Source organism: Neisseria polysaccharea, assembly GCF_963392925.1.
GTDB classification, from domain to species: domain Bacteria; phylum Pseudomonadota; class Gammaproteobacteria; order Burkholderiales; family Neisseriaceae; genus Neisseria; species Neisseria polysaccharea.
This window is the reverse complement of sequence record NZ_CAUJNZ010000014.1, coordinates 14,356-38,641: the sequence shown is the minus strand read 5'-3', so window position 1 is coordinate 38,641 and position 24,286 is coordinate 14,356. Positions and strand designations below refer to the sequence as shown.

Here is a 24,286-nt window from a genome sequence, read left to right as displayed (position 1 = left end):
CGAACGGACAAAACCGAGGAATTACCGATGAGCAAAAAACTTCATCCGCAAACGCTCGCCATACGCGGCGGCAAAGAACAAACCGGATATCGCGAACACAATCAGGCCTTGTTCCTGACCAGCAGCTTCATGTGGGACAACGCCCAACACGCCGCCGATTTGTTTTCAAAAAAAATCAAAGGCTTCACTTATACCCGTACCGCCAACCCGACCACCGCCGCCTTTGAAAAACGCATCGCCGCTTTGGAAGGTGCGGAACGCGCGGTCGCCACTTCGACGGGTATGTCTGCGATTCAGGCGGCGTTTTTCACCTTTTTGCAGGCGGGCGATCATGTGGTTTCCAGCCGCAGCCTGTTCGGCACGACCGTCGGCTTTATCAATAACATCGTTACCAAATTCGGCATCGAAGTGAGCCACGTGTCGCCGACCGATATAAACGAATGGAAAGCCGCCGTCAAAGCCAACACCAAACTACTGTTTTTGGAAACGCCGTCCAACCCCTTGGGCGAAGTAGCCGACCTGGAAGCCTTGGCGGAATTGGCGCACGGCATCGGCGCGCTCTTGGTGGTGGACAACAGCCTGCTGTCGCCCGTCGGCTCGCAGCCTTTGAAACACGGCGCGGATATTTCCGTTTCCTCCGCAACCAAAGCCATAGACGGACACGGGCGCGTGATGGGCGGCGTGTTGGCGGGTTCGGAAGAGTTGTTGGCGCAGGTCGCCGTTTACTGCAACTCTTGCGGGCTGGCAATGTCGCCGTTTAACGCATGGCAGTTGTTGGGCGGCGTGGAAACCCTGTCGCTGCGTATGGAAAAACAGTTCGACAACGCCCTGAAAATCGCGCAATGGCTGCAAGCGCAGCCGCAGGTTCAAGCCGTGTACTACACCGGATTGCCCGACCATCCGCAGGCAGAGCTTATCCGCAAACAGCAAAACGGCGGCGGCATCGTCATCGGCTTTGAAGTCGCCGACCAAGAAGCGGCGTGGAAAGTCGTGGACGGCGTGGAACTCTTTTCCCGAACCGCCAACCTCGGCGACGTACGCTCGACCATCACCCATCCGTGGACAACCACGCACGGCAGGATGCAGCCCGAAGAAAAACTCGCCGCCAACATCCGCCCCGGATTGGTGCGCCTGTCGGTCGGTTTGGAATATGTTGGCGATTTGATTGACGATTTGAAACAGGCACTCGCGCGCTGATTGCGTGTTTCAGACGGCATTGGACAGTAGATGCCGTCTGAAACCCTTATCGCGTATGGCATACACATCAACAATAGGAAAAAATATGGATGAAGCGGTTTTTGCCGATTGGGCGTTGAAAATCTGCCTGACCGGTTTGATTATTTTTTTGGGTTTTATCGTTTGGAATTTGGGCAAGGAGTCTAAAGCGGGCAAATTCGGCATCGCCATTTTGTTTTTGGTTTTGGGCTTGGGCGTGTTCGGTTTTGTGTTCAAAGAGTTATTGATTAAGTTTTTGGTATTGCCGAAATAGGTTTGCGGCCTGTCAAAATGCCGTCTGAAATCATAAAAAGTAATCTGCACCCTAAAAGTTTGATTTAACCGCCAACTGATTAAGGTGCGGATTTTTATGACAAAATATAGTGGATTAACAAAAACCAGTACGGCGTTGCCTCGCCTTAGCTCAAAGAGAACGATTCTCTAAGGTGCTGAAGCACCAAGTGAATCGGTTCCGTACTATCTGTACTGTCTGCGGCTTCGTCGCCTTGTCCTGATTTTTGTTAATCCACTATAAAAATCATCTTTCCGCAGTCATTCCCACGGACGCGAAAGCCTGTCTTTTTGAATCCCGGATAATTTTACATCGTCATTCCCGCGCAGGCGGGAATCCAGATCATTGGGTAGCGGCAATGTTCAAAAGTCGTCTGAAAAATCAGAAGTTCTAGATTCCAGTTTTCACGGGAATGACGGAATTTCAGACGGCATCCTCCCGCCCCGTCATTCCCGCGCAGGCGGGAATCTAGTCCGTTCGGTTTCAGTCATTTACGATAAATTCCTGTTGCTTTTCATTTCCGGATTCCCACTTCCGTGGGAATGACGGTTTGGAAGTTGCCTGAAACTCGAAAACCACTATAAAACTGAACGAATCGGATTCCCACTTCCGTGGGAATGACAAACTTTAAGGTGTGATGACTTATCCAAAACAGTCGAAACGCAAAAACCGGTTTCTCGTTTGCATAAGAACGGCAAATTTTTCGGTGTCTTGTTTTATGGGCGTTATCCCTTGTCCGCTCCGTAGGGCAGGTAAACGTCGAAGCGTGTGCTTTTGCCGGTGTATTGGTAGGCAGGAGCTTGTCCGGCAAGGTGTTCTCCCAGGCGCGGGCGTTTGACGACGACGCGTTTTTTTGCAGTCTGTCGGGCGGTATGGAGGAGGACGGCCTCATCTTGCGCCTCGCCGACGAGCCGGTGGAAGTAGGCCATTTCTTTTTTAACGGCGGCACTTTTGCGGCGTTCGGGATACATCGGGTCGAGATAGACGATGTCGGGTTTGCCTTGTGTTGGAACAAGGGCGGGCATCTGTTCGGCGGCGTTGCCGAAATGGAGGTTGATACGCGCAGCGGTGTCTTGCGTTTCGGGATTGAGAAGGGCGCGGCGGATGCCGTCTGAAAGCAGGCAGGCGACGGCGGGATGCTGCTCGAAGGCGGTAACGGCCAGCCCGAGCGAGGCGAGGACGAAGCTGTCGCGCCCCAATCCTGCGGTTGCATCCCAAACGGTGGGTTTGGCGGTATGGTTGACGGCTTTGGCGATGAGTTCGCCCCCGCCTTTTGTGCGCCGGTATTGTGCCGCACCGGAGGCAAAATCGACGGTAACGCCGCCCTTTTCCCCGACAAGCCTGAGGCTGACGGTATCGTGTTCGGCAAGGAGGTAGCTGCCTTGTTCGGGCGGTTGGGAAACGGGCACGAGGGGGAATGCCCGTATCAGGGCGCGGACGGCTTCGGTGGCGGTGTCGTCAATGAGGATGTCGGTCATAGTGTTTTGTGTCCGTTCGGGCGTGGGGCGAACCCGCTTTCCCGTGCCGTTTCAGACGGCATTTTTCGGGTGGGCGGGGATGGCGCGGATGCCGTTTTGCCGTCAGCAGATGTTGAGGCGTTCCATACGGTAGCGCATCGAACGGAAGCTGATGCCCAAGCGTTTGGCAGCCTGCGTGCGGTTGCCTTCGGTTTGTTTGAGGGTTTGTTCGATGATGTCGCGTTCGATTTGGTCGAGATAGTCCTGTATCTGCATGGTATCGGGGTCGAACGGCAGGACGCGGGACGGTGCGGCGGCTGTTTCAGACGGCAAGGTATCGGCGGCGCGCTCGGCGGTTTCCGTCCGGACGGGCTTGTGGCGCACATCTTGGATTTGCAGGTCGTCGATTTGCACGGTATGCCCGACGCACAGGGCGACGGCGCGTTCGAGGATGTTTTCCAGTTCGCGGAAATTGCCCGGATAGCTGTAATTCAGGAGCATCTGTTGCGCGGCGGGGGAGAGTGTGTAAGGCCGGTTGTTGCGGCTGTGTTTGTACAGGAGGTAGGGGATGAGCAGCTTCAAATCTTCGCGCATTTCACGCAGGGACGGCATATTGAGGCTGACGACATTGAGGCGGTAATACAGGTCTTGGCGGAATGCGCCGCTTCCGACAAGGGCTTCGAGGTTTTTGTGGGTGGCGCAGACGATGCGGACATCGACGGGCTGCTCGGCGGTATCGCCGATGCGGCGCACGGCTTTTTCTTGAATCGCGCGCAGGAGTTTGACCTGCATGGAAAGGGGCAGGTCGGCGACTTCGTCCAAAAATAAAGTACCGCCGTCGGCGTGGCGGAAGAAGCCGTCGTGGTCTTTGTCGGCGCCGGTAAAGCTGCCTTTGCGGTAGCCGAAAAATTCGCTTTCCATCAGGTTTTCGGGAATCGCACCGCAGTTGACGGCGACGAAAGGTTTGCCCGCGCGGTCGGACAGTTCGTGTATGGTGCGCGCCGCCTGTTCCTTGCCCGTGCCGGATTCGCCGGAAATATAGACGGGTACTTTGCCGGGCGCGAGGCGGCGGATGAGGTGGCGGATTTCGACCATCTGCGGAGAGCTGCCGAGCAGGCGGGGCATATCGGGTTCCGCATAGGGAAGGGCGGCGGAAACGGGCGGTGCCGCCGGTATCGCGTTTGCAGGTTCCGGGGCTTCAGACGGCATTGGGGAAGAAACGGGGGATGCCGTCCGAACGGGCGGTTCGGGGATTTTGTTTTGGTTTTCGGAAACGGAAATTGCCGATTTGACGAGGGAACGCAGCCGGGCGAGGGTAATGGGTTTTTGGATGTAGTCGAACGCGCCGCAACGCAGGGCTTCCTGTGCCTGATCGGCATTGCCGAAGGCGGTAATGACGGCAATCGGGATGTCGAGTGCACGGCTGTTGATGTGTTGGACGACTTCCAGCCCCGAGCCGTCGGGCATACGCATATCGGTCAGGACGAGCGAATAGCGTTGGCTGTCGAGCTTGTTTTTGGCTTCGGCAACGCCTGACGCGGTATGGACGCGCAAGCCCATTTTCATCAGGGTCATTTCCATCAGGTCGAGAATGTCGGTTTCGTCATCGACGACGAGGACGGGATGTTTCAGTTCAGTCATTGGTTTTTTCCGGTAATGTGAGTTCGAAACATTTGGCTTCCGGCAGGTAGGTCAAATCGCCGAAATTGGCGTGCGCCAGTTCGCGGGCGACATACAGCCCGAGGCCGGTGCCGTTTTCCGCCGTGGTGTAAAAGGGTTCGAACAGGTGTTCCTGCACTTCGGGCGGCACGCCGCCGCCGTCGTCGGCAAAGAGGATGCAGACGGTGTTTTTTTGCGCGGGGCGGATGGTGACGGAAATCGAGCCGGGCTGTTTGCGGCTGTGCCGCCACGCGTTGTTGGCGAGGTTCCACATAATCTGCCGCAGGTGGGCGGGATCGAAATAGGCGGTCGGGCTGCCGCCCTGAATGTCCGGACGGATGCAGCCGGCGGCATCGGGATGGCCGAGCAGGAACTCTTGTTTGAATTCTTCCCAAAACGGTATCAGGCCGATGGTTTCGCGTTCGGTTTTGTTGCGCTTGTTGAGCGAGGAAATGTCTTCGAGCATTTTGTCGATGCGGCAGACGTTGCCGTCGATGATTTTGCACAATTTGGCGTTGAACGGATCTGCCGCCCCCGCTTCCATATTTTCGCGCAGCAGGTCATTGGCGTGGCGAATGGCGGACATCGGGTTGCGGATTTCGTGGGCGAGGTTGGCGGTCAGTTGTCCGAGCGCGGCAAGTTTGACGGACAGGGCCTCTGCCTGAATTTCGCTTTGCGGGCGGATGTAGAGGATGAGCAGCTTGTCCGGCCCTTTGTTGACCGGAACGGCGCGGACGCCGGCGTTCAGGCCGGGTGTGCCGAGGACGTATTCGAAAGTGTGCGGAGAGGCTTGATCCCACAGTTCGGCGGTAGAATCGAACAGATCGGCGCGCCGTCCGATTTCGAGCGCGGGGAAAAGGTCTTTCGCCTTCCGGTTGAACAGCACCGCCAGCCCTTCGGTATTGATGACGACGACGGCTTCCTGAACGCGTTCGAGTACGGTTTGGCTCAAGCCTTTGATGCGCCGGTAGGCGAGGTGGTTGTCGCGGGCCAGTTGGCCGGCGCTGTCGATGTATCTGACCGACAGTGAGGTGAAGATGGCGGAAAGATAGGAGGCGGCGACGAGGATGAAAGTTGCCGAGGCGGTTCGGGCATCCGATATGAGCGGGTATTTGCCGATATCGCCGTCGGCAATGGCGTTGAATATCAGCAGGATGGCGGCGTAGCTGGAATAGAGCAGGGGGTAACGCCCGTAGCTGAGCAGGCAGGAGCAGACGACGAAGGGCAGGATCAGGATGCCGAAGCCGGAATCGATGCCGCCGAACAGGTAGGTCAGCACGCCGATCATCGTGATGTCCGCCACCGCGCTGAAACGCGGCATTTTCAGCGACTGCCATTGCCAATGCGGATGGATGATGGAAAAGAAAATCAGCCAGCAGGCAATGGCGAGCCAAACATAAAACGCCCACGCCGTCCACGAAGCGTGCAGGTTCGCACGGCTGCCGGTTTCCAGCCCGAGGATGTGCATAATCATCAGCGGGAAAACGATGGCGACGCGGATGATGTTGATCAGATTGGGAATCCGGTCTTTGAGTTTTTCAAGTTCGCGGGGGTTGGAAATCACCATAATATGTGCGGAACCGGGTTTATTTGGGGGAAGAAAGCTGTTTCAGGCTGCCCGATATGGGTAATAGTCTGCCTTTTTTGCCGCGTTTTGCCTCAAGCAGGGAGACGGGGATGCGGTCTTTGTGCGCCGCGCCGCGCCTGCCTTCGCTTTCAATCAGGATTTCCGGCTCGGAAGAAACGGCGGTATGCGTCATCGATTCGCCGGTGTTTAATCCGATGATTTGCAGCCCTTTGCCTTTCGCCATAATTTTCAATTCGCCGATGGGGAAGGCGATGGCGCGGTTTTGACTGGTGGCGGCAATGATTTTGCAGTCTGGGTTGATGAACGAGGAGGCATAGACGGCAACCGGCGGCAAAACGGTTTCGCCGCTGTCTGCGGTCATCACCACTTTGCCCGCTTTCACGCGCCCGACCATATCAGCCAACTTGGCGATGAAGCCGTAGCCGCCGCTGCTTGATAATAAATAATGTTGTTCCGGCAATCCTGTCAGCATCGCAACGGGTTTCGCGCCGTTTTGCAACTCGATCAAGGATGAAACCGGTACGCCGTCGCCGCGTCTGCCGGGGATTTCGGCGGCATCAAGGGTGTAGGTTCTGCCCGATGAATCGAGAATGACGACGGGTAAAACCGTTCTGCCTTCGAGGGTCTGCTTGAGGCGGTCGCCTTCTTTGAACGCGGTTTGGCTCAAATCGAGGTTATGTCCGGCGCGGCTGCGTATCCAGCCTTTTTCCGACAAAATCAGTGTGATGGGTTCGTCGGCGGTGGTTTGCGTCAGCACGGCGCGTCCGGCCTCTTCCACCAGCGTGCGGCGCGCGTCGCCGTATTGTTTCATATCCGCCTGCATCTCTTTAATCAGCAGCTTGCGTTTTTCGTTTTCGTCGCCCAAAAGGATATTCAGACGGCCTTGTTCCTCACGCAATTCGTTCAATTCTTTTTCGAGTTTGAACCCTTCCAAACGCGCCAACTGGCGCAGGCGGATTTCCAAAATGTCTTCGGCTTGGATTTCGGTCAGCCCGAACGCCGCCATCAGGTCGGTTTTCGGATCGTCTGATTCGCGGATGACTTTAATCACTTCGTCGATGTGCAGAAAGACTTTCAGACGGCCTTCGAGGATGTGCAGCCGTTTTTCCACTTGGTTCAAACGGAATTTCAGACGGCGTGTTACGGTTACGACGCGGAAATCCAGCCATTCCTGCAAAATCGTTTTCAGGTTTTTCTGCGCGGGGCGGTTGTCCAAACCCATCATCACCAAGTTCATGGACACATTGCCTTCCAGCGAAGTTTGCGCCATCAGCGTGTTGATGAAGGTGTCGGTATCGATGCGGCTGGATTTCGGCTCGAACACCAGACGCACGGGATGTTCGCCGTCGGACTCGTCGCGCACGCGGTCGATTAAATCCAGCATCAGCTTTTTGGTGTTGAGTTGGTCTTGGTTGAGCTGCTTTTTACCTGCTTTCGGTTTCGGGTTGGTCTGTTCTTCGATTTCGGCAAGGATTTTGGCGGAATTGGCGTTCGGCGGCAGCTCGGTTACGATGACGCGCCATTGTCCGCGTGCCAGTTTCTCGATTTCGTAACGCGCACGCACGCGCACGCTGCCTTTGCCGGTTTCGTAAATCCGGCGCAATTCGTCCGCCGGTGTGATGATTTGACCGCCGCCGGCAAAATCGGGAGCAGGAATGTATTGCATCAGGTCGGCGGTTTCCAGCGTCGGCTTTTTCAACAGCGCAATCGCCGCCTGCGTCACTTCGTTCAAATTGTGCGGCGGAATCTCGGTCGCCATACCCACCGCAATGCCTGACGCGCCGTTGAGCAAGACCATAGGCAGACGTGCCGGCAGGTGTACAGGTTCTTCAAACGCGCCGTCGTAGTTCGGCACGAAATCCACCGTCCCCTGATTGATTTCGGACAACAGCAATTCCGCAATCGGCGTGAGCCGCGCTTCGGTGTAACGCATCGCCGCCGCCCCGTCGCCGTCGCGCGAACCGAAGTTGCCGATGCCGTCGATTAAGGGGTAGCGCAAGGTAAAATCCTGCGCCATCCGCACCATCGCCTCATAGGCGGAACTGTCGCCGTGCGGGTGGTATTTGCCCAAAATCTCGCCGACCACGCGCGCCGATTTCACCGGCTTCGCCCCCGCCGTCAAACCCATATCGCGCATCGCAAACAAAATGCGCCGCTGCACGGGCTTCTGTCCGTCTGAAACTTCAGGCAGCGCGCGGCCTTTGACCACGCTCATGGCGTATTCGAGATAGGCGCGTTCGGCGTACCGGCCGAGCATCAGCGTATTGGAATCGGTATGTGGGGCGTGCGCTTGCATATTTATCGTATTTCCTTTTCGGTTGAAACCCCGCCACTTGGACATCTGTCCTTCGGGGCGGTAGAATCAGACTCTATTTGGGAGGGGCGTAACCCCTTCCGAATCAGGACAGCACATAGGGCGGTGCTTTATGTGTCGTCCTGTGTGTTGAAACATTGTGTATGCGGAATGTAAAACAAAGGGCATTATTGTAAATCAAAACGGCAAACCATAGTGGGCGGGTGTCTGAATCTGAATCAAATACGGGTAATGTGGAAATATGTTATAAATAAGGCTTTCCCACTTTTACACATTGGAGACGATATGGAACTGGTATTTATCCGCCACGGACAAAGCGAATGGAACGCGAAAAACCTGTTTACAGGCTGGCGCGATGTGAAACTGAGCGAGCAGGGGCTTGCCGAGGCTGCCGCCGCCGGTAAAAAACTGAAAGAAAAAGGCTATGAGTTCGACATCGCCTTCACATCCGTCCTGACCCGCGCGATTAAGACCTGCAACATCGTTTTGGAAGAATCCGACCAACTGTTCGTGCCGCAAATCAAAACCTGGCGGCTGAACGAACGCCACTACGGCCGACTGCAAGGTCTGGACAAAAAACAAACCGCCGAACAATACGGCGACGAGCAAGTCCGCATCTGGCGGCGCAGCTACGACACCCTGCCGCCGCTTTTGGACAAAGACGACGCGTTTTCAGCACACAAAGACCGCCGCTATGCCCATCTGCCTGCCGATGTTATCCCCGACGGCGAAAACCTGAAAGTAACGCTGGAGCGCGTATTACCGTTTTGGGAAGACCAAATCGCCCCCGCGATTTTGAGCGGCAAACGCGTCTTGGTGGCGGCGCACGGCAACTCCCTGCGCGCGCTGGCAAAACACATCGAGGGCATTTCCGACGAAGACATCATGGGCTTGGAAATCCCGACCGGTCAGCCGTTGGTGTACAAATTGGACGACAATTTGAAAGTCATCGAAAAATTCTACCTGTAAGGGTGTGAAATAAAAAATGCCGTCTGAAGCCCGGCGTTTCAGACGGCATTTTTGACAAGGCGGCAAAACGCATCAGCCGCGTACCAAGAAACGCCCCATCGCTATCCGATGCAGCGTGCCGGCAAGCAGCAGCGCCACGCCTGCCGAACCGGCGGCGGCAAGCGTCAGCCCCAAGCCCGACAATACGCCGGAAGCCGCCAGATGCAGGCCGCATCCCGCCATGGCTGCGAAACCGAATGAAAATCCCCAAAAGCTCATCGTAAAACCGCCTTCCCAAAACCAGCGTGTCAGGCGCAGCAAGAACAAAAACTGCAGGCAGCCGTAGCCGATTAATGCCAACGCAAAACCGTCGATTTTACCGCCGACGGCAAAATACGCGCCGCAGCCGACAAAGGCGGGCGCAAGCTGGATACCGACCACGCCGCGCGCCGCCGTACCGACCGGTGCCGCCGTACGCAGCCTGCCCAAGACGGAGGCTTCCAAACTCAGCCAGGAAAACATACCCGCGCCGAAAAACAAAGCCGCATAATCATGATGCCCCAACGCCGCCAGAGATGACGCGCTGACAAAGTTTGTCGCCACCGTAGGAAGGTAAATAATCGGTGTCGTCGCCTCCAAGGAATGCAGGCCGCGCCACAGACCGGCCGCCCGATACATCGAAAACGCCAACTGTCCGGCAACGCCGGCATAAATCAGGACTGCCGCCGCGCCTGCCTGATAGGGCTTCAGCGCGAGTCCCTCCAGCATAGCGGTAATCGGAATCGCGCTGATGAAGCAGCATTGCACCAAGTCGCGTAAATCAGACAAAAAATCGTTTCGGTACGCAAATATTTTGATCAGGTATGCTGTCACCAGCAAGAGCCAGACGACCGAAGCCGCCGCAAGCAGCGATTCGGCGGCCAAGGCGGGCAGCAGCCCGACAGACGCGCCGTAACGCCACGACAGCCCCAAGGCAAACAAGCCCAGCGCGATGCTGAAATAGCTCAAAGGAATCGGAAATTTCTTAGATGCAGACATAAACACCCTTCAGACGGCATGCCGTCGTAACGCACAGATAAAATTGAGTATGATATAAAAAACAGGCAGGCGGGGGATGACGTATCCGTATCGGCATATTGCCGTTTTGTCTCATTGCGCCCGATGTCGGAAGCGGTTGTGCATCGGGCGCACGTTTTTTGTGGTGCGGCGTGATTCGGATGCAGGGGAGGAACGAATCAGTAACCGTATTAACCGTAGGGTGGGCTTTAGCCCACCAATCAACGACTGAAAATGAAGAAAACGGTGGGCTGAAGCCCATCCTACGCAACTATTTGTCAGACTTCCTGCGGTTACAGTCCCGGCACAACATCTGGCAATTCTCTTCAATCGTTTTCCCACCTTCGCACCACGGTGTAATGTGATCGCCTTCCATTTCCGACAATTCAAATTTCTGTTTGCAGTGTGGGCAAATGCCGTCTTGTTTTTCGTAAACCTTCTGTTTGATGCTGTCTGAAAAGGCACGGATGTTTAAATACTTTTCATCGCGGGTTAAAACGTATTGGTAAATCCCTTTTTTGTTTTCCACATCGTCGTCGGCAATCAGTTTGGCAATTTCCGCTTCCAATATATCTTTATCCAAATCGGTATCTTTGAAACGGTTGTATAGGAATCCCCAAGGCTGCCCTTTCATCAGTTTGGTGCGCTTGACGGGAAATTTCAGGTTTACCCATTCAATCACATTTTTGAAATACAGCCATAAATCATCAGCATTCTTATCATGTTGGTGAACCGCCATATATTTGCAGACTGCTTCGTCTCCGTCTTGGTTGGCAATCCATCCGATAGCGGTTTCCAAATAGTCTTGGCGGATGGCTGTACCGTTCAAATAGTCTTTTCCGATTTGGTAGGCGGCGCAGTTGGTTTTGCTGAAATGGCGTTTGGCATCCGTTACCCAGTTGCCCGAATACACGGCGTTGCGCAATTCTTGGTTGGTTAGCCTCTCACCCGCAATATTGATGGTTTTGAACCAGTCCAGCTTTTCGCTGTCTGTTCCTTCACATTGGTATATGGTCAGTTCGTAATTTAAAATCTTCTCCTGTTCGTCTGCCTGCAAATTATGGAAGTAGCGCATCATATAGGCAAAATCGCCGTTCACATATTGGCAGATGGAAACAGTGCGCTGTTGCCCGTCCACGATTTCAAACGTGCCGTCATCGCGCACCGCCCAATACATCACATTGAGCGGAAATCCTTTCAATACGGTATCAATTACGGCATCGCGCTGTTTGTCTTTATAGACAAACTCGCGCTGATAGGGCGGGCGAACGTCCAGTTTTCCTTCATAAGCGCGCACGCCGTCTTCGTTGTTGTCGGTGTAGCCCGCCGCTTTTTTGGTTTCGCTGTCGTAGCCCGTCAGTTCGCGGATAGTGAGAGTGGTCATTTGGATTTTCATGGTCATTCCCCTTTTTGCCTGATGAATATACGTTTATATATCTTCTTGCCATTAATCAAAGGTTGCGCCACCTTGCTTTCTGCATCCCACAATCCGTTTGAGAATCCTTTTCCTTCACTTTCTGTTGCGCCCAAAACATCAAACTGCTCAGGATTGTATTTATCCAAAAATGTAATCGGCACACCCATCACACCATCGTAATCGTAGGGAATATCGGCAACTTTGGATACTTCGATGGCATCATAGTTGTCGTATTGCGGATAATCGGCGGGGTTGTAGGTTCGGTACAGAATCAGTTCTTCATGGCGTTTGGCTATATCCAAGTTGGTAAACCAACAGATATTTCCCATACTTCGCCATTTTTGTCCCGTTTCATCCTGCCAATAGCGTGTTGCTTTTGGCTTATAATAATCAGGCACTTGGAATGCCATATCACCATTATGGTTGCCAAGCCATATTTTATTTTCTTTTAGCAAGGGAAAAATCTCTTTATAGGTAATGGCATTCTGATTGCCGATAATGATGAATTTCTTGCTATATTCAACCAACTGTGCCACATATTCTCGAAACAGCGAAAACGGCGGATTGGTTACGACAATATCGGCTTGCTTCAGCAATTCAATACATTCTTGGCTGCGGAAATCGCCATCGCCTTTCAGCGGTTTGACTGCTATTTCTTCGGGGGTGGGAATGCCGTTGCCGTCTTTGTCCCCTGTATATTCCAGCCAAACCGCCTGTTCGCTGTCGTTTTGGCTGAACAGGTCGCTGTTTTGGTTTTTGTAGCAGGTGGCAATCAGCTTTTTCAGGCCGAGATGCTCGAAATTGTAAGAAAAATAATGGAAGAAATTGCTGACGCGCGGGTCGTCGCAGTTGCAATAAACAGTTTTGTCTTTGAAATGGTGTTTGTAGTGCCGCAACTCTTTTTCGATGTCGGAAAGCTGGGTGTAGAACTCATCGTTTTTGGCTTTGTTTGCCGCGTGAAGGGATTTGTTGCCTGCCATATCAAACCCCTTTAAAAATACAAGAAAGGTTTGATATTTTACTGATTTTTAAGTTATAATTGCCAAGCCAAGCCAAGCCAAGCCAAGCCAAGCCAAGCCGCTATATCTGTGTCTGCTGTTCATATGATGTTTCCTTGTCTTAATTTATTCAAACAGGCTGCCTGAAAACCCACTTTCAGGCAGCCTGTATTTTTCTACATTACAGCTTCTCTTTAACCCAACCTTCCACGCTTGCCAGCATTTCGGGCAATTTGTCGGCATCTGTGCCGCCGGCTTGTGCCAAGTCAGGACGGCCGCCGCCTTTGCCGCCGACTTGTTCGGCTGCAAATTTGACCAAGTCGCCTGCTTTCACTTTTCCGGTCAGGGCTTTGGATACGCCGGCGCACAGGGAGACTTTGCCGTCGTTTACTGCCGCTAAAAGAATCACGGCGTTGTCGGATTTACCGGTTAAATCGGTAACGATTTCGCGCAGGGCTGCGGCATCGGCTTCGATTTGTGCGGCAACGAGTTTGGCCGCGCCCAAGTCTTTTGCGTCGTCCAAGAGTTTTGCGCCTGCGTGGACGGCGAGTTCGGCTTTGGCGCGTGCCAATTCTTTTTCCAATGCTTTGGCGTGTGCCGCGCCTGCTTGGATTTTCGCCAGTACGTCTTTTTCGGTTTGGGCTTTGGTTTCGGCAATAATGTCTTTCACCAAACGCTCTTGCTCTTGCGCCCATTTGAGTGCGTTCAGGCCGGTGATGGCTTCGATACGGCGTACGCCTGCGGCAATACCGCCTTCGCTGATGATTTTGAAGAGGCCGATGTCGCCGGTGCGTGAAACGTGTGTACCGCCGCACAATTCGGTAGAGAAACCGCCCATTTGCAGTACGCGCACTTCGTCGCCGTATTTTTCGCCGAAGAGCATCATGGCGCCGGTTTTTTGGGCATCTTCCATGCTCATAATGGCTGCGTTGACGGCAACGTTGGCCAAGATGGCTTCGTTGACTCGGCGTTCTACTTCGGCGATTTCTTCGGCAGTTACCGCTTGGGGATGGGAAATGTCGAAACGGGTGGATTCGGCGGTAACCAAAGAGCCTTTTTGTTCGACGTGTCCGCCCAATACATCGCGCAGGGCTTTGTGCATCAGGTGGGTCGCGCTGTGGTTGCGCATATTGGCATTGCGGATTTCGTCGTCCACTTTGGCGGTAACGCTGTCGCCGACTTTCAGACGGCCTGAAGTTTGTACGCCGAATTGTCCGAATACGGCTGCTTTGATTTTTTGGGTATCGCGTACTTCAAAGCGGTTTTCGCCTGAGAAGATATAGCCGACGTCGCCGACTTGGCCGCCGGATTCTGCATAGAACGGGGTAAAGTCGATGACGACTGCGCCGCTGTCGCCTTCGTTCAATTCGTCGACTTGCTCGCCGTCTTTGTAGAGGGCGAGGACTTTGGATTCGGTTTGGCGTTCGCTATAACCTTTAAACTCGGTGTCCTGACCTTCGTAAGGCAGTTGGGCGTTGGCTTTGAAGCTTTGTGCGGCGCGTGCGCGTGCGCGTTGGGCTTCCATTTCGCGTTCGAAGCCTGCTTCGTCCGGTTCGATATTGCGTTCGCGGCAGATGTCGGCAGTCAGGTCGTATGGGAAGCCGTAGGTATCGTAGAGTTTGAAGATGATTTCGCCGCCGAGTGTTTTGCCGCCTTTGGCCAGCGCGTTTTCCAACAAAGCCATACCGGTTTCCAGAGTTTGGGCAAAACGGCTTTCTTCGTTTTTCAATGCTTCTTCGATTTGTGCTTGTTTTTCTTTCAATTCAGGGTAGGCATCGCCCATCTCTTTGACCAAATCGGCAACGAGTTTGTGGAAGAACGGTTTGCTTTGACCCAGTTTGTAACCGTGGCGCACGGCGCGGCGGATAATGCGGCGCAATACGTAGCCGCGGCCTTCGTTGGAAGGCAAGACGCCGTCTGCAATCAGGAATGAGCAGGAGCGGATGTGGTCGGCGATGACTTTCAGGCTGGGTTCTTCCATGCTGAAAGCTGCGCCGGTTTCGCGGGCAACGGCTTTGAGCAGGTCTTGGAACAAGTCGATTTCGTAGTTGCTGTGAACATGCTGCATGACGGCGGCCATGCGTTCCAAGCCCATGCCGGTATCAACGGAAGGCTTGGGCAGCGGATTCATATTGCCTTGTTCGTCGCGGTTGAACTGCATGAATACGCAGTTCCAAATTTCGATCCAGCGGTCGCCGTCTTCTTCAGGGCTGCCGGGAATGCCGCCCCAGATTTCTTCGCCGTGGTCGTAGAAAATTTCGGAGCAAGGACCGCAAGGGCCGGTATCGCCCATTTGCCAGAAGTTGTCGGACGCGTATTTCGCGCCTTTGTTGTCGCCGATGCGGACGATGCGTTCAGACGGCATACCGATTTCGTTCAACCAGATGTTGTAGGCTTCGTCGTCTTCTGCGTAAACGGTCGCCAACAGTTTGTCTTTGGGGATATTGAGCCATTCGGGGGAAGTGAGAAACTCCCAAGCGAAGTGGATCGCGTCGCGCTTGAAGTAGTCGCCGAAGGAGAAGTTGCCCATCATTTCAAAGAAGGTGTGGTGGCGGGCGGTGTAGCCGACGTTTTCCAAGTCGTTGTGTTTGCCGCCTGCGCGTACGCATTTTTGCGCGGTGGTGGCACGGCTGTACGGGCGTTTGTCGAAACCTAAAAATACGTCTTTAAACTGGTTCATGCCCGCGTTGGTAAACAGCAGGGTCGGGTCGTCGTGCGGCACGAGGCTGGAAGAGCGGACGACGGTGTGGCCTTTGGTTTCAAAAAATTTTAGGAATTTTTGGCGCAGTTCGGAGGTTTTCATAATTTTTTCAATGTCTCTCAAATGTCTTGTCATGGTAAAAGCAGGGAAAACGAACGGCGGTATCTTACCGCAAATCCCTGTTTCTAGCTATGGAAACGGCGGCTTTCAGACGGCATTGCGGGATTTTGAATGCCGTCTGAAGCCCTGTTACCAATATCGGCTATAATGGCCGCTTTCTCCAACCTGATATGCAAGGAATGATAATGGCCAAACATCTGCCACTCGCCGTCCTGACTGCTTTGCTGCTTGCAGCATGTGGCGGTTCGGACAAACCGCCTGCCGAAAAACCGGCACCGGCGGAAAACCAAAACGTATTGAAAATTTACAACTGGTCGGAATACGTCGATCCGGAAACCGTTGCCGATTTTGAAAAGAAAAACGGCATCAAGGTTACTTATGATGTGTACGACAGCGATGAAACGCTGGAAAGCAAAGTGCTGACCGGCAAATCCGGTTACGACATTGTTGCGCCGTCCAATGCGTTTGTGGGCAGGCAGATTAAGGCGGGGGCTTATCAGAAAATCGATAAGTCGCTGATTCCCAATTATAAACATCTTAACCCCGAAATGATGAGGCTGATGGACGGTGTCGATCCCGGCCACGAATACGCCGTGCCGTTTTATTGGGGGACAAATACTTTCGCCATCAATACCGAACGTGTGAAAAAGGCTTTGGGTACGGACAAGCTGCCGGACAATCAGTGGGATTTGGTGTTCGACCCCGAATACACGTCCAAATTCAAGCAATGCGGCATCAGCTATTTGGACAGCGCGGCGGAAATCTATCCTATGGTGTTGAACTATTTAGGTAAAAACCCGAATAGCAGCAATACCGAAGACATCAGGGAGGCAACCGCCCTGCTCAAGAAAAACCGCCCCAATATCAAACGCTTCACTTCGTCCGGCTTTATCGATGATTTGGCGCGCGGCGATACTTGTGTAACCATCGGTTTTGGCGGCGATTTGAACATCGCAAAACGCCGTGCCGAAGAAGCCGGCGGCAAGGAAAAAATCCGCGTGATGATGCCCAAAGAGGGCGTGGGGATTTGGGTGGATTCGTTCGTGATTCCGAAAGATGCGAAAAACGTCGCCAACGCGCACAAATATATCAACGACTTCCTCGACCCGGAAGTGTCGGCGAAGAACGGCAATTTCGTTACTTATGCGCCTTCGAGTAAGCCGGCGCGTGAGCTGATGGATAAGGAGTTTAGGGATGACAACACGATTTTCCCGAGCGACGGGGATTTGGAAAACAGCTTTATTATGGTTCCCATCCAGCCGGCGGCGTTGAAGTTTATGGTACGCCAGTGGCAGGATGTGAAGGCAGGGAAATAAAGCCTGATATGCCGTCTGAAGGATGTTCGGACGGCATTTTTTATCTTTGGCGGAACAGGGATTGCAGCCGCTGTTTGAAGGCAATGGGGCGGATGCTGCTCAAAATGCCGCTGAGGATGATGATGCACATACCGAGTATTTCCTGCCAAAAAAGCTGTTCGCCCAGAAAAAATGCGGCAGACAGGGCGGAAAAGACGACGGTCATATAGGAGAGCGAGGCAACCGTAAATTTGTCGCCGACTTTGTAGGCGCGCGTCATCGACAGTTGGGCAATCAGCGCGGACACGCCGATGCCCGACAGATAAACCGCCGACTGCCAAGACAGCATATGCCAGCCGGTCAGCGTCGCCCAAACCGACGACATCGCCACGCCAGTCGCGGAAAGGTAAAACACGACGCGCCAACCCGGTTCGCCCGCCAAAGACAGTTCGCGCACTTTCAAATACGCCCAGCCGGACATCGCGCCGCCCGCCAGCCCGGCGAGTGCCGCCGGTTCCTGACCGCTGCGGAACGAGGGATTAAGCAGCAATACCACGCCGGCAAAACCAAGGAGCAGGACTGCCTGCGTGTAAACGGAAATCCGTTCTTTCAAAATCAGGAAGGAGAATACTGCCAAAAAAATCGACGAGGTGTAGCTTAGGGTAACGCCGGTTGCCAATGGCAGGTGCGTTACCGCGTAAAACAGCAGCAGCATCGCCCCGGTCCCGACCATACTGCGGTTTAAGTGGTTTTTCCAATGGGGCGTGCGGAAGGTGTCGCGCCGCAATATGGCGGCACAACCAAGGGCGAGTGCGGAAAACAGCATACGCCAAAAGACCAATTCGCTGCTGCCGAGGGCAAATTTTGCCGATGCCTCTTTAATCAATACGTTCATAACGGTGAAGCAGGCCGCCGCCACCAGCATCCAGCCGGAGCCCAAAACGTCTTTTTTTGCGGTATCCATATAATATTTGTCGCGATAAAAAGGTCAAATTGTAAACCTTGCGGCAGGGTTTGCGGCGGCGGTTTCGGGCGCGCGCAATCCCGCCGAATCCCCGTTTTTTCGGAACAATTTGTTTTTTCAGGGCAAACCTGCTTATAATGGCGGGTATGAAAAAATATCTTGCCCTTATCCCCATCGTGGTCGCCCTGTCCGGCTGCGGAACTGTTTATGTGCCCACCCTGACCGAAATTCCTGTCAGGCCGATTAATACCGTTCCGGCGGAAGCGTCTGCAAAAGGTTTCCGCCTCGCCCCTTCGCATTGGACGGACGTTTCCAAAATCCGCGACGAGGCGACGCGCCTGAGCTATCAGGTGGACATCGGCAAAATGACCAAGGTTCAGGCGGCGCAATATCTGAACAACTTCAGAAAACGCCTAGTCGGACGCAATGCCGTCGATGACAGTATGTATGAAATCTACCTGCGTTCGGCGGTAGACAGCCAGCGCGGCGAAATCAATACCGAGCAGTCCAAGCTGTATATCGAGAATGCCTTGCGCGGCTGGCAGCAGCGTTGGAAAAATATGGATGTCAAACCCGATAATCCAGCATTTACCAACTTTTTGATGGAAGTGATGAAGATGCAGCCCTTGAAATGACGCGGTACGCAAATGCCGTCTGAAAGCCTTTTCAGACGGCATTTGCGTTTGAAGCCCCGATTTATTTTTGCCCGCCTTCTTTCCGGTATTGCCCCGGCGAAACGTGATATTGCCGTTTGAACGCCTTGCCGAAATGCGTTTCCGACTGAAAGCCCACCGACAGCGCGACCGACAAAACCGAATCTGGGGTTTTTTTCAGCAGCAATGCTCCTTTTTGCAGGCGGATATGGTTCACAAAGGCGTGCGGGCTGAGTCCGACCCGGCTTTTGAAACGGCGCATCAGCTGAGCGCGCGACATATTGGCGGCGGCAACCATTTTGTTGACATTCCATTCGTCTTCCGGTTTGTCTATCACTTTTTGGATCAAATGTCCCAAACGTTTGTCCTGCCAACCTTTCAATACGCCCGACAGTTGGGCATCTTTTTCCTGTTCAAGATAGGCGCGCAGGATAAGCACCAGCAGGACGGACGATAATGCGTTGACCACGGAAGCCGTCCCCGTCAAAGGTTTTTCGCTTTCCAGTTGCAGCATTGAAACCACATACTGCAAACTCGGATGGGCAATGTTCAGAAAAACGGTTTCCGGCAGCCCGTTCATCAAATCTGCATGGGTATCATAGCGGAAACGGGCACAAAACAGGCTCATATCCTGTCCGTTGCCGCACTGTTTGACCGTGAACGCGCCGTTTTGTCGTATATCCGGTTGTAAACTTTCTCCGTATTTTCCGTCGTGGCTCAACAGGTGTCCCAAGCCGCGCGGGAAAAATATAATATCCCCCGTACTGACCGGACGCGGGGAAGTTTCACCGTCGATGCAGAGATAGCCGCTGCCCGATGTAACAATGTGTACCAATCCTTCGCTCTGCAAGGTTTCATGCCGTACCGACCATTGTCCGCCCAAAAGGCACTGTACATCCACACTACCCGTCAGTTGGGCCAGGTCAACCAGTTTGTCGAGAATGTCCATAAATCTTTTTGAACCATAAAATGAGATGATTAAACGAGAAACACAACTGAATAATTGCAATAATACGCACATCAAAAACAGATACGCAAGCGCGTATCAGGGTTAAACGCAAGAGAAAGGAAAAGAAAATGTTTAAAGATTGGAAAGAACATACCGCATTGGTTAAAAAATCGTTCGGCGAGCTGGGTAAGGCGCATCCTAAAATGCTGCAGGCCTACGGCGCATTGGAACAGGCCGCCGCCGCCGAAGCATTAGATGCCAAAACGCGCGAACTGATTGCCATCGCCGTTGCCATTACCACACGTTGTGAGAGCTGCATCAGTGTTCACGCTGCCGCCGCCGCCAAAGCCGGTGCGACCGACAGCGAAATCGCAGGTGCATTGGCAACTGCCATTGCCCTGAATGCGGGTGCCGCTTACACTTATGCCCTGCGTGCATTGGAAGCGGTTGAAACGCAAAAATAATCCGTTTCGGATAAAAAATGCCGTCTGAAGATGTTTCAGACGGCATTTTGTCTGTTATGCTTCCCGATATTTTGCAGACAACATATGCAGCCGTTTTTTCAGACGGCATTTGAGAAACAAGGGGTAAGCGTGAAATATAGTGGATTAAATTTAAATCAGGACAAGGCGACGAAGCCGCAGACAGTACAAATAGTACGGCAAGGCGAGGCAACGCCGCACTGGTTTAAATTTAATCCACTATATTATCGCTGGGTATGGTTTGCCGCCATAAGCTGCCTGCTGTTGTCCGCCGTTTTTATTGCACCTTATCTGACGGCATTTCACGAACAAGAAAAAATATTCGAATATGCAGAATTGATCGTTACCGCACCCAACCGCAGCGGACGGGCAATCGAACTGAATTCAGACAGGCAACATTACCGACTTTCCTGCTATGGGTTCGACGATTTGTGCACAGGCGACAATATCGGCAGAGTCATCAGGGCGCGGCAGGTTAAGATTGTTTTAAGCGAAACCGTCGGCAAAGGTTTTTTAAACGGCGTTCTGTTGGAATACCGCAACAGCGGTAGTGTTTATAGCAATAAAGATTTTGCCCACACGGAAGACCGCCTTGTCGAAGTGTTGGCACAACCTGCCGTTTTCAGCCTGAAACTGGGTATTTTGCTTTTATTGCCCGCCATTTTCCTGCGTTTGAAAAGAATGTGAAAACAGATTGGCGGGGCGGGGGAATGCTCATGCGGCAATTTTACGTTTTGGGTTATGAGGATAACCGCTATAATCACAACTTTACAGTCTGCACAGAGAAAACCGATGCCTTGGAATCTCCCCATCTTCCTCACATGGTTGAGGGTCTTGCTCATTCCTGTCCTGACAGCCCTTTTTTACCTGCCTTTCTCATGGTTTTCGGAAGAAGCAGTCAATGTTGCCGCCGCCGTCATTTTTGCCGTTGCCGCCTTGACCGACTGGTTTGACGGATTTTTGGCAAGGTTGTGGAAACAGACCTCGGATTTCGGCGCATTCCTCGACCCTGTCGCCGACAAGCTGATGGTTGCCGTATCGCTGCTTTTACTGGTCAAACTCGATCGGACCTATGTTTTGTTTGCCATGATCATCATCGGCAGGGAAATCACTATTTCCGCATTGCGCGAATGGATGGCGCAAATGGGCAAGAGGAGCAGCGTTGCCGTCGCCACCGTCGGCAAATTCAAAACCGCCGCGCAGATGCTGGCAATCTTCCTGCTGCTGCTGAATTTTCCCGATTTTTATGGATTTAACCTCGCATTCATCGGCAACATATTGATGTTTATCGCATCTTTGCTGACGGTTTGGTCGATGTTGTATTACCTGAAAATGGCGTGGAAAGAAATCGCCTGAAAAAAACATAAAAATAGCTTGACGGTAAAAACAGAATCCATAATAATTGCGTCTTCTTCGATGTCGGAGAATGATATAGGGCGGGAATAGCTCAGTTGGTAGAGCGCAACCTTGCCAAGGTTGAGGTCGCGAGTTCGAGACTCGTTTCCCGCTCCAAAAACCGATATGTTTGAACGCGCGGGAATAGCTCAGTTGGTAGAGCGCAACCTTGCCAAGGTTGAGGTCGCGAGTTCGAGACTCGTTTCCCGCTCCAAAAATTTCATTCTCCCACAATCATTGCGGGAATAGCTCAGTTGGTAGAGCGCAACCTTGCCAAGGTTGAGGTCGCGAGTTCGAGACTCGTTTCCCGCTCCAAGTTTTTAGATTAAGCCAGTTTTAGGCGAGATAGCAAAGTGGTTATGCAGCGGATTGCAAATCCGTCTACGCCGGTTCGATTCCGACTCTCGCCTCCATTATCGTACCATGGCGGGGTGGCAGAGTGTTTATGCTATGAGGAGTGCAATCTTCATATAGGCCGGTTAAAATCCGCGCCCCCGCCTCCACCTTTCACAAATGCCCGGGTGGTGAAATAGGTAGACACAACGGACTTAAAATCCGTCGGGACTAAACATCCCGTGCCGGTTCGATTCCGGCTCCGGGCACCAAGCTGAAAATAACAATACCGCTCCAAGCGGTTATTTTTTTATCTGTCGGACGGGGATGGGCAATATTGACATGTTCATGCCTGAACAAGAGGAAATCCAATCAATGTGGAAAGAAATTTTACTGAATTACGGTATTTTCCTGCTCGAACTGCTTACCGTGTTCGGCGCAATTGCGCTGATTGTGTTGGCTATCGTACAGAGTAAGAAACAGTCGGAAAGCGGCAGTGTCGTACTGACGGATTTTTCGGAAAATTATAAAAAACAGCGGCAATCGTTTGAAGCATTCTTTTTAAGCGGGGAAGAGGCAAAACATCAGGAAAAAGAAGAAAAGAAAAAGGAAAAGGCGGAAGCCAAAGCAGAGAAAAAGCGTTTGAAGGAGGGTGGGGAGAAATCTGCCGAAACGCAAAAATCCCGCCTTTTTGTGTTGGATTTTGACGGTGATTTGCATGCACACGCCGTAGAATCCTTGCGTCATGAGATTACGGCGGTGCTTTTGATTGCCAAGCCTGAAGATGAAGTTCTGCTCAGATTGGAAAGTCCGGGCGGCGTGGTTCACGGTTACGGTTTGGCGGCTTCGCAGCTTAGGCGTTTGCGCGAACGTAATATTCCGTTGACTGTTGCTGTCGATAAGGTGGCGGCAAGCGGCGGCTATATGATGGCGTGTGTGGCGGATAAAATTGTTTCCGCTCCGTTTGCGATTGTCGGTTCGGTGGGTGTGGTGGCGGAAGTGCCGAATATCCACCGCCTGTTGAAAAAACATGATATCGATGTGGATGTGATGACGGCGGGCGAATTTAAGCGCACGGTTACCTTTATGGGTGAAAATACGGAAAAGGGCAAACAGAAATTCCGGCAGGAACTGGAGGAAACGCATCAGTTGTTCAAGCAGTTTGTCAGTGAAAACCGCCCCGGGTTGGATATTGAAAAAATAGCGACGGGCGAACATTGGTTCGGTCGGCAGGCGTTGGCGTTGAACTTGATTGACGAGATTTCGACCAGTGATGATTTGTTGTTGAAAGCGTTTGAAAACAAGCAGATTATCGAAGTGAAATATCAGGAGAAGCAAAGTCTGATCCAGCGCATTGGTTTGCAGGCGGAAGCTTCTGTTGAAAAGTTGTTTGCCAAACTTGTCAACCGGCGGGCGGATGTGATGTAGTTTGCCGAACGGATGGAAATGCCGTCTGAAGCGTGTTCAGACGGCATTTTTCAAGTTCCGGCTTTGATGTTCCGTTCCGACCACTCTATCCGTTGTCCGATGTCTTTCAAATTGGAATATTGTTCGACCAATCGCGGCATGTCGTCCAAACTCATGGCAAACATCCACAGATAAGTGCTGACCGAATAGACATGCCCCGCGCTGCCGTAGCCTTTGAGCGTCATCATCACAAAAGCAAAGCCGAATAAAATACTCATCGCCGCGCCGACGCAGAGATAGCCGAAGGCTTCGCGGTTGGAAATCAGCACACGCAGGCGCGCAAGCAGTCCGTAATGGCGGTACAGCTGCCGCCGGTCGCCTTTTCGGATAAAGTGGTTGTCGCGTTCCAAGCTGTTGTTCAGGCGGAAATACAGGTTTTCGCTGATGGCGGCAAAACGTGGCAAAAGCCATAAAAACAACGCAAGTATGCACACTGCCGACACGCCGACCCAAAATTCCAGCACCAGCAGCATGATGCACGCGCCGAATATGGATACGACGGATGTCGCGGCAATCGGCAGGTGTTCTTCCAAAAAGCTGACAAACTCACGCGACAGGGCAACCCGCGTAGTTATAGTGGATTAACAAAAATCAGGACAAGGCGACGAAGCCGCAGACAGTACAAATAGTACGGCAAGGCGAGGCAACGCCGTACTGGTTTAAATTTAATCCACTATATTGCTGAATGCGGGACTTGCCGCTGCCGCTGTTCCAACACAACTGGCACGGCGATTTCGGTATAAATCCGCGTAAACGTGCGCGTATCGGCAATCCGCCGCGCCGCACCGACCAGCCACATTAAAAATACAACCAAAGCGTACAGCAACGCCTGCCACACCTTCCCCGCAATCACGGCATTAATCTCCCGGCCGCCAAACACCGGATACACCAGCATCAAAAGGTTTTCCAGTCCGACCAGAGAAAACGTGCCGAGCAGACGCTTGAGGTGGGTTTGGGCTATGTGTTTCAACATTTTCCACATA

The 24,286-nt window shown here is 52.9% G+C and carries 19 protein-coding genes, 5 tRNA genes and 3 pseudogenes; 15 read left to right on the top strand and 12 right to left on the bottom strand.

Annotated features, from left to right (window positions below):
• Positions 1–27 precede the first annotated feature (27 nt).
• Both metZ and RDY34_RS08880 read left to right on the top strand, forming a co-directional pair.
• On the top strand, positions 28–1,197 hold the full coding sequence (metZ, locus tag RDY34_RS08885; RefSeq protein ID WP_003714456.1) for an O-succinylhomoserine sulfhydrylase: 1,170 nt from the start codon (positions 28–30) through the stop codon (positions 1,195–1,197).
• An 85-nt stretch (positions 1,198–1,282) separates the two neighbouring features.
• The gene (locus tag RDY34_RS08880) at positions 1,283–1,489 is read left to right on the top strand and encodes a DUF2788 domain-containing protein (protein ID WP_002212781.1); all 207 of its coding nucleotides are present in this window, start codon (positions 1,283–1,285) and stop codon (positions 1,487–1,489) included.
• Between the two features lie 743 nt (positions 1,490–2,232).
• On the opposite strand, the gene RDY34_RS08875 is transcribed toward RDY34_RS08880, so the two are convergent.
• The 4 genes from RDY34_RS08875 to parC form a co-directional block, all read right to left on the bottom strand.
• Positions 2,233–2,985 (bottom strand): class I SAM-dependent methyltransferase, encoded by a 753-nt coding sequence (locus tag RDY34_RS08875; protein WP_308074804.1) that lies wholly within the window; start codon positions 2,983–2,985, stop codon positions 2,233–2,235.
• 102 nt (positions 2,986–3,087) lie between these two features.
• Positions 3,088–4,605 carry a sigma-54-dependent transcriptional regulator gene (locus RDY34_RS08870; protein ID WP_308074806.1) on the bottom strand — a complete coding sequence of 506 codons (1,518 nt, stop codon included), beginning with the start codon at positions 4,603–4,605 and terminating at the stop codon, positions 3,088–3,090.
• The gene (locus RDY34_RS08865) at positions 4,598–6,190 is read right to left on the bottom strand and encodes an ATP-binding protein (RefSeq protein WP_308074807.1); all 1,593 of its coding nucleotides are present in this window, start codon (positions 6,188–6,190) and stop codon (positions 4,598–4,600) included. The genes RDY34_RS08870 and RDY34_RS08865 overlap by 8 nt, the downstream gene beginning before the upstream one ends.
• 19 nt (positions 6,191–6,209) lie before the next feature.
• Positions 6,210–8,513 (bottom strand): DNA topoisomerase IV subunit A, encoded by a 2,304-nt coding sequence (parC, locus tag RDY34_RS08860; protein ID WP_118783237.1) that lies wholly within the window; start codon positions 8,511–8,513, stop codon positions 6,210–6,212.
• Between the two features lie 297 nt (positions 8,514–8,810).
• On the opposite strand from parC, the gene RDY34_RS08855 reads away from it, so the two are divergent.
• On the top strand, positions 8,811–9,494 hold the full coding sequence (locus tag RDY34_RS08855; RefSeq protein ID WP_013448665.1) for a 2,3-diphosphoglycerate-dependent phosphoglycerate mutase: 684 nt from the start codon (positions 8,811–8,813) through the stop codon (positions 9,492–9,494).
• A 72-nt stretch (positions 9,495–9,566) separates the two neighbouring features.
• Here the strand turns inward: RDY34_RS08855 and tehA are convergent, their stop codons facing one another.
• The 4 genes from tehA to alaS all read right to left on the bottom strand — a co-directional run bounded on the left by tehA (position 9,567) and on the right by alaS (position 15,747).
• Positions 9,567–10,511: a dicarboxylate transporter/tellurite-resistance protein TehA gene (gene tehA / locus RDY34_RS08850; protein WP_003750675.1), complete on the bottom strand. Its 945-nt coding sequence runs from the start codon at positions 10,509–10,511 to the stop codon at positions 9,567–9,569.
• Between the two features lie 289 nt (positions 10,512–10,800).
• Positions 10,801–11,925, bottom strand: coding sequence for an HNH endonuclease family protein (locus tag RDY34_RS08845; protein WP_025456677.1), 1,125 nt, complete (start codon positions 11,923–11,925; stop codon positions 10,801–10,803).
• A gap of 2 nt (positions 11,926–11,927) precedes the next feature.
• The gene (locus RDY34_RS08840; protein WP_003750678.1) at positions 11,928–12,926 is read right to left on the bottom strand and encodes an adenine-specific methyltransferase EcoRI family protein; all 999 of its coding nucleotides are present in this window, start codon (positions 12,924–12,926) and stop codon (positions 11,928–11,930) included.
• Positions 12,927–13,125: 199 nt separating this feature from the next.
• The gene (gene alaS, locus RDY34_RS08835; protein ID WP_308074810.1) at positions 13,126–15,747 is read right to left on the bottom strand and encodes an alanine--tRNA ligase; all 2,622 of its coding nucleotides are present in this window, start codon (positions 15,745–15,747) and stop codon (positions 13,126–13,128) included.
• Between the two features lie 203 nt (positions 15,748–15,950).
• Between alaS and RDY34_RS08830 the strand changes: the two genes are divergently transcribed.
• A complete protein-coding gene (locus tag RDY34_RS08830) occupies positions 15,951–17,081 on the top strand; it encodes a polyamine ABC transporter substrate-binding protein (RefSeq protein WP_308184539.1) in 1,131 nt (376 codons plus the stop codon).
• Between the two features lie 40 nt (positions 17,082–17,121).
• Here RDY34_RS08830 and RDY34_RS08825 read toward each other — a convergent pair whose 3' ends face one another.
• On the bottom strand, positions 17,122–18,024 hold the full coding sequence (locus RDY34_RS08825) for a DMT family transporter (protein WP_308184538.1): 903 nt from the start codon (positions 18,022–18,024) through the stop codon (positions 17,122–17,124).
• Positions 18,025–18,170: 146 nt separating this feature from the next.
• On the opposite strand from RDY34_RS08825, the gene RDY34_RS08820 reads away from it, so the two are divergent.
• Positions 18,171–18,659 (top strand): hypothetical protein, encoded by a 489-nt coding sequence (locus RDY34_RS08820; RefSeq protein ID WP_025456680.1) that lies wholly within the window; start codon positions 18,171–18,173, stop codon positions 18,657–18,659.
• A gap of 61 nt (positions 18,660–18,720) precedes the next feature.
• Here the strand turns inward: RDY34_RS08820 and mtrA are convergent, their stop codons facing one another.
• Positions 18,721–19,626 (bottom strand): efflux transporter MtrCDE transcriptional activator MtrA, encoded by a 906-nt coding sequence (mtrA, locus tag RDY34_RS08815; protein ID WP_003750690.1) that lies wholly within the window; start codon positions 19,624–19,626, stop codon positions 18,721–18,723.
• A 128-nt stretch (positions 19,627–19,754) separates the two neighbouring features.
• On the opposite strand from mtrA, the gene RDY34_RS08810 reads away from it, so the two are divergent.
• The 10 genes and pseudogenes from RDY34_RS08810 to sohB all read left to right on the top strand — a co-directional run bounded on the left by RDY34_RS08810 (position 19,755) and on the right by sohB (position 23,264).
• Entirely contained in the window at positions 19,755–20,090 is a 336-nt protein-coding gene (locus tag RDY34_RS08810; RefSeq protein WP_002212800.1) for a carboxymuconolactone decarboxylase family protein, read from the top strand.
• Between the two features lie 132 nt (positions 20,091–20,222).
• Positions 20,223–20,333: pseudogene (locus RDY34_RS08805) on the top strand (IS5/IS1182 family transposase); the annotation flags it as partial.
• A 39-nt stretch (positions 20,334–20,372) separates the two neighbouring features.
• Positions 20,373–20,795 carry a hypothetical protein gene (locus tag RDY34_RS08800; RefSeq protein WP_025456681.1) on the top strand — a complete coding sequence of 141 codons (423 nt, stop codon included), beginning with the start codon at positions 20,373–20,375 and terminating at the stop codon, positions 20,793–20,795.
• A 105-nt stretch (positions 20,796–20,900) separates the two neighbouring features.
• A complete protein-coding gene (pgsA, locus tag RDY34_RS08795; protein WP_025456682.1) occupies positions 20,901–21,464 on the top strand; it encodes a CDP-diacylglycerol--glycerol-3-phosphate 3-phosphatidyltransferase in 564 nt (187 codons plus the stop codon).
• Between the two features lie 80 nt (positions 21,465–21,544).
• Positions 21,545–21,620 (top strand) — tRNA-Gly (locus tag RDY34_RS08790).
• 21 nt (positions 21,621–21,641) lie between these two features.
• Positions 21,642–21,717, top strand: a tRNA-Gly gene (locus RDY34_RS08785).
• Between the two features lie 25 nt (positions 21,718–21,742).
• A tRNA-Gly gene (locus RDY34_RS08780) sits at positions 21,743–21,818 on the top strand.
• 24 nt (positions 21,819–21,842) lie between these two features.
• Positions 21,843–21,916, top strand: a tRNA-Cys gene (locus RDY34_RS08775).
• A gap of 102 nt (positions 21,917–22,018) precedes the next feature.
• Positions 22,019–22,108 (top strand) — tRNA-Leu (locus RDY34_RS08770).
• Between the two features lie 103 nt (positions 22,109–22,211).
• On the top strand, positions 22,212–23,264 hold the full coding sequence (gene sohB / locus RDY34_RS08765) for a protease SohB (protein ID WP_308073766.1): 1,053 nt from the start codon (positions 22,212–22,214) through the stop codon (positions 23,262–23,264).
• 50 nt (positions 23,265–23,314) lie between these two features.
• Here the strand turns inward: sohB and RDY34_RS08760 are convergent.
• Both RDY34_RS08760 and RDY34_RS08750 read right to left on the bottom strand, forming a co-directional pair.
• Positions 23,315–23,878, bottom strand: a pseudogene (locus RDY34_RS08760) (ABC transporter six-transmembrane domain-containing protein); the annotation flags it as partial.
• A 104-nt stretch (positions 23,879–23,982) separates the two neighbouring features.
• Positions 23,983–24,285, bottom strand: a pseudogene (locus RDY34_RS08750) (ABC transporter six-transmembrane domain-containing protein); the annotation flags it as partial.
• Position 24,286 lies beyond the last annotated feature (1 nt).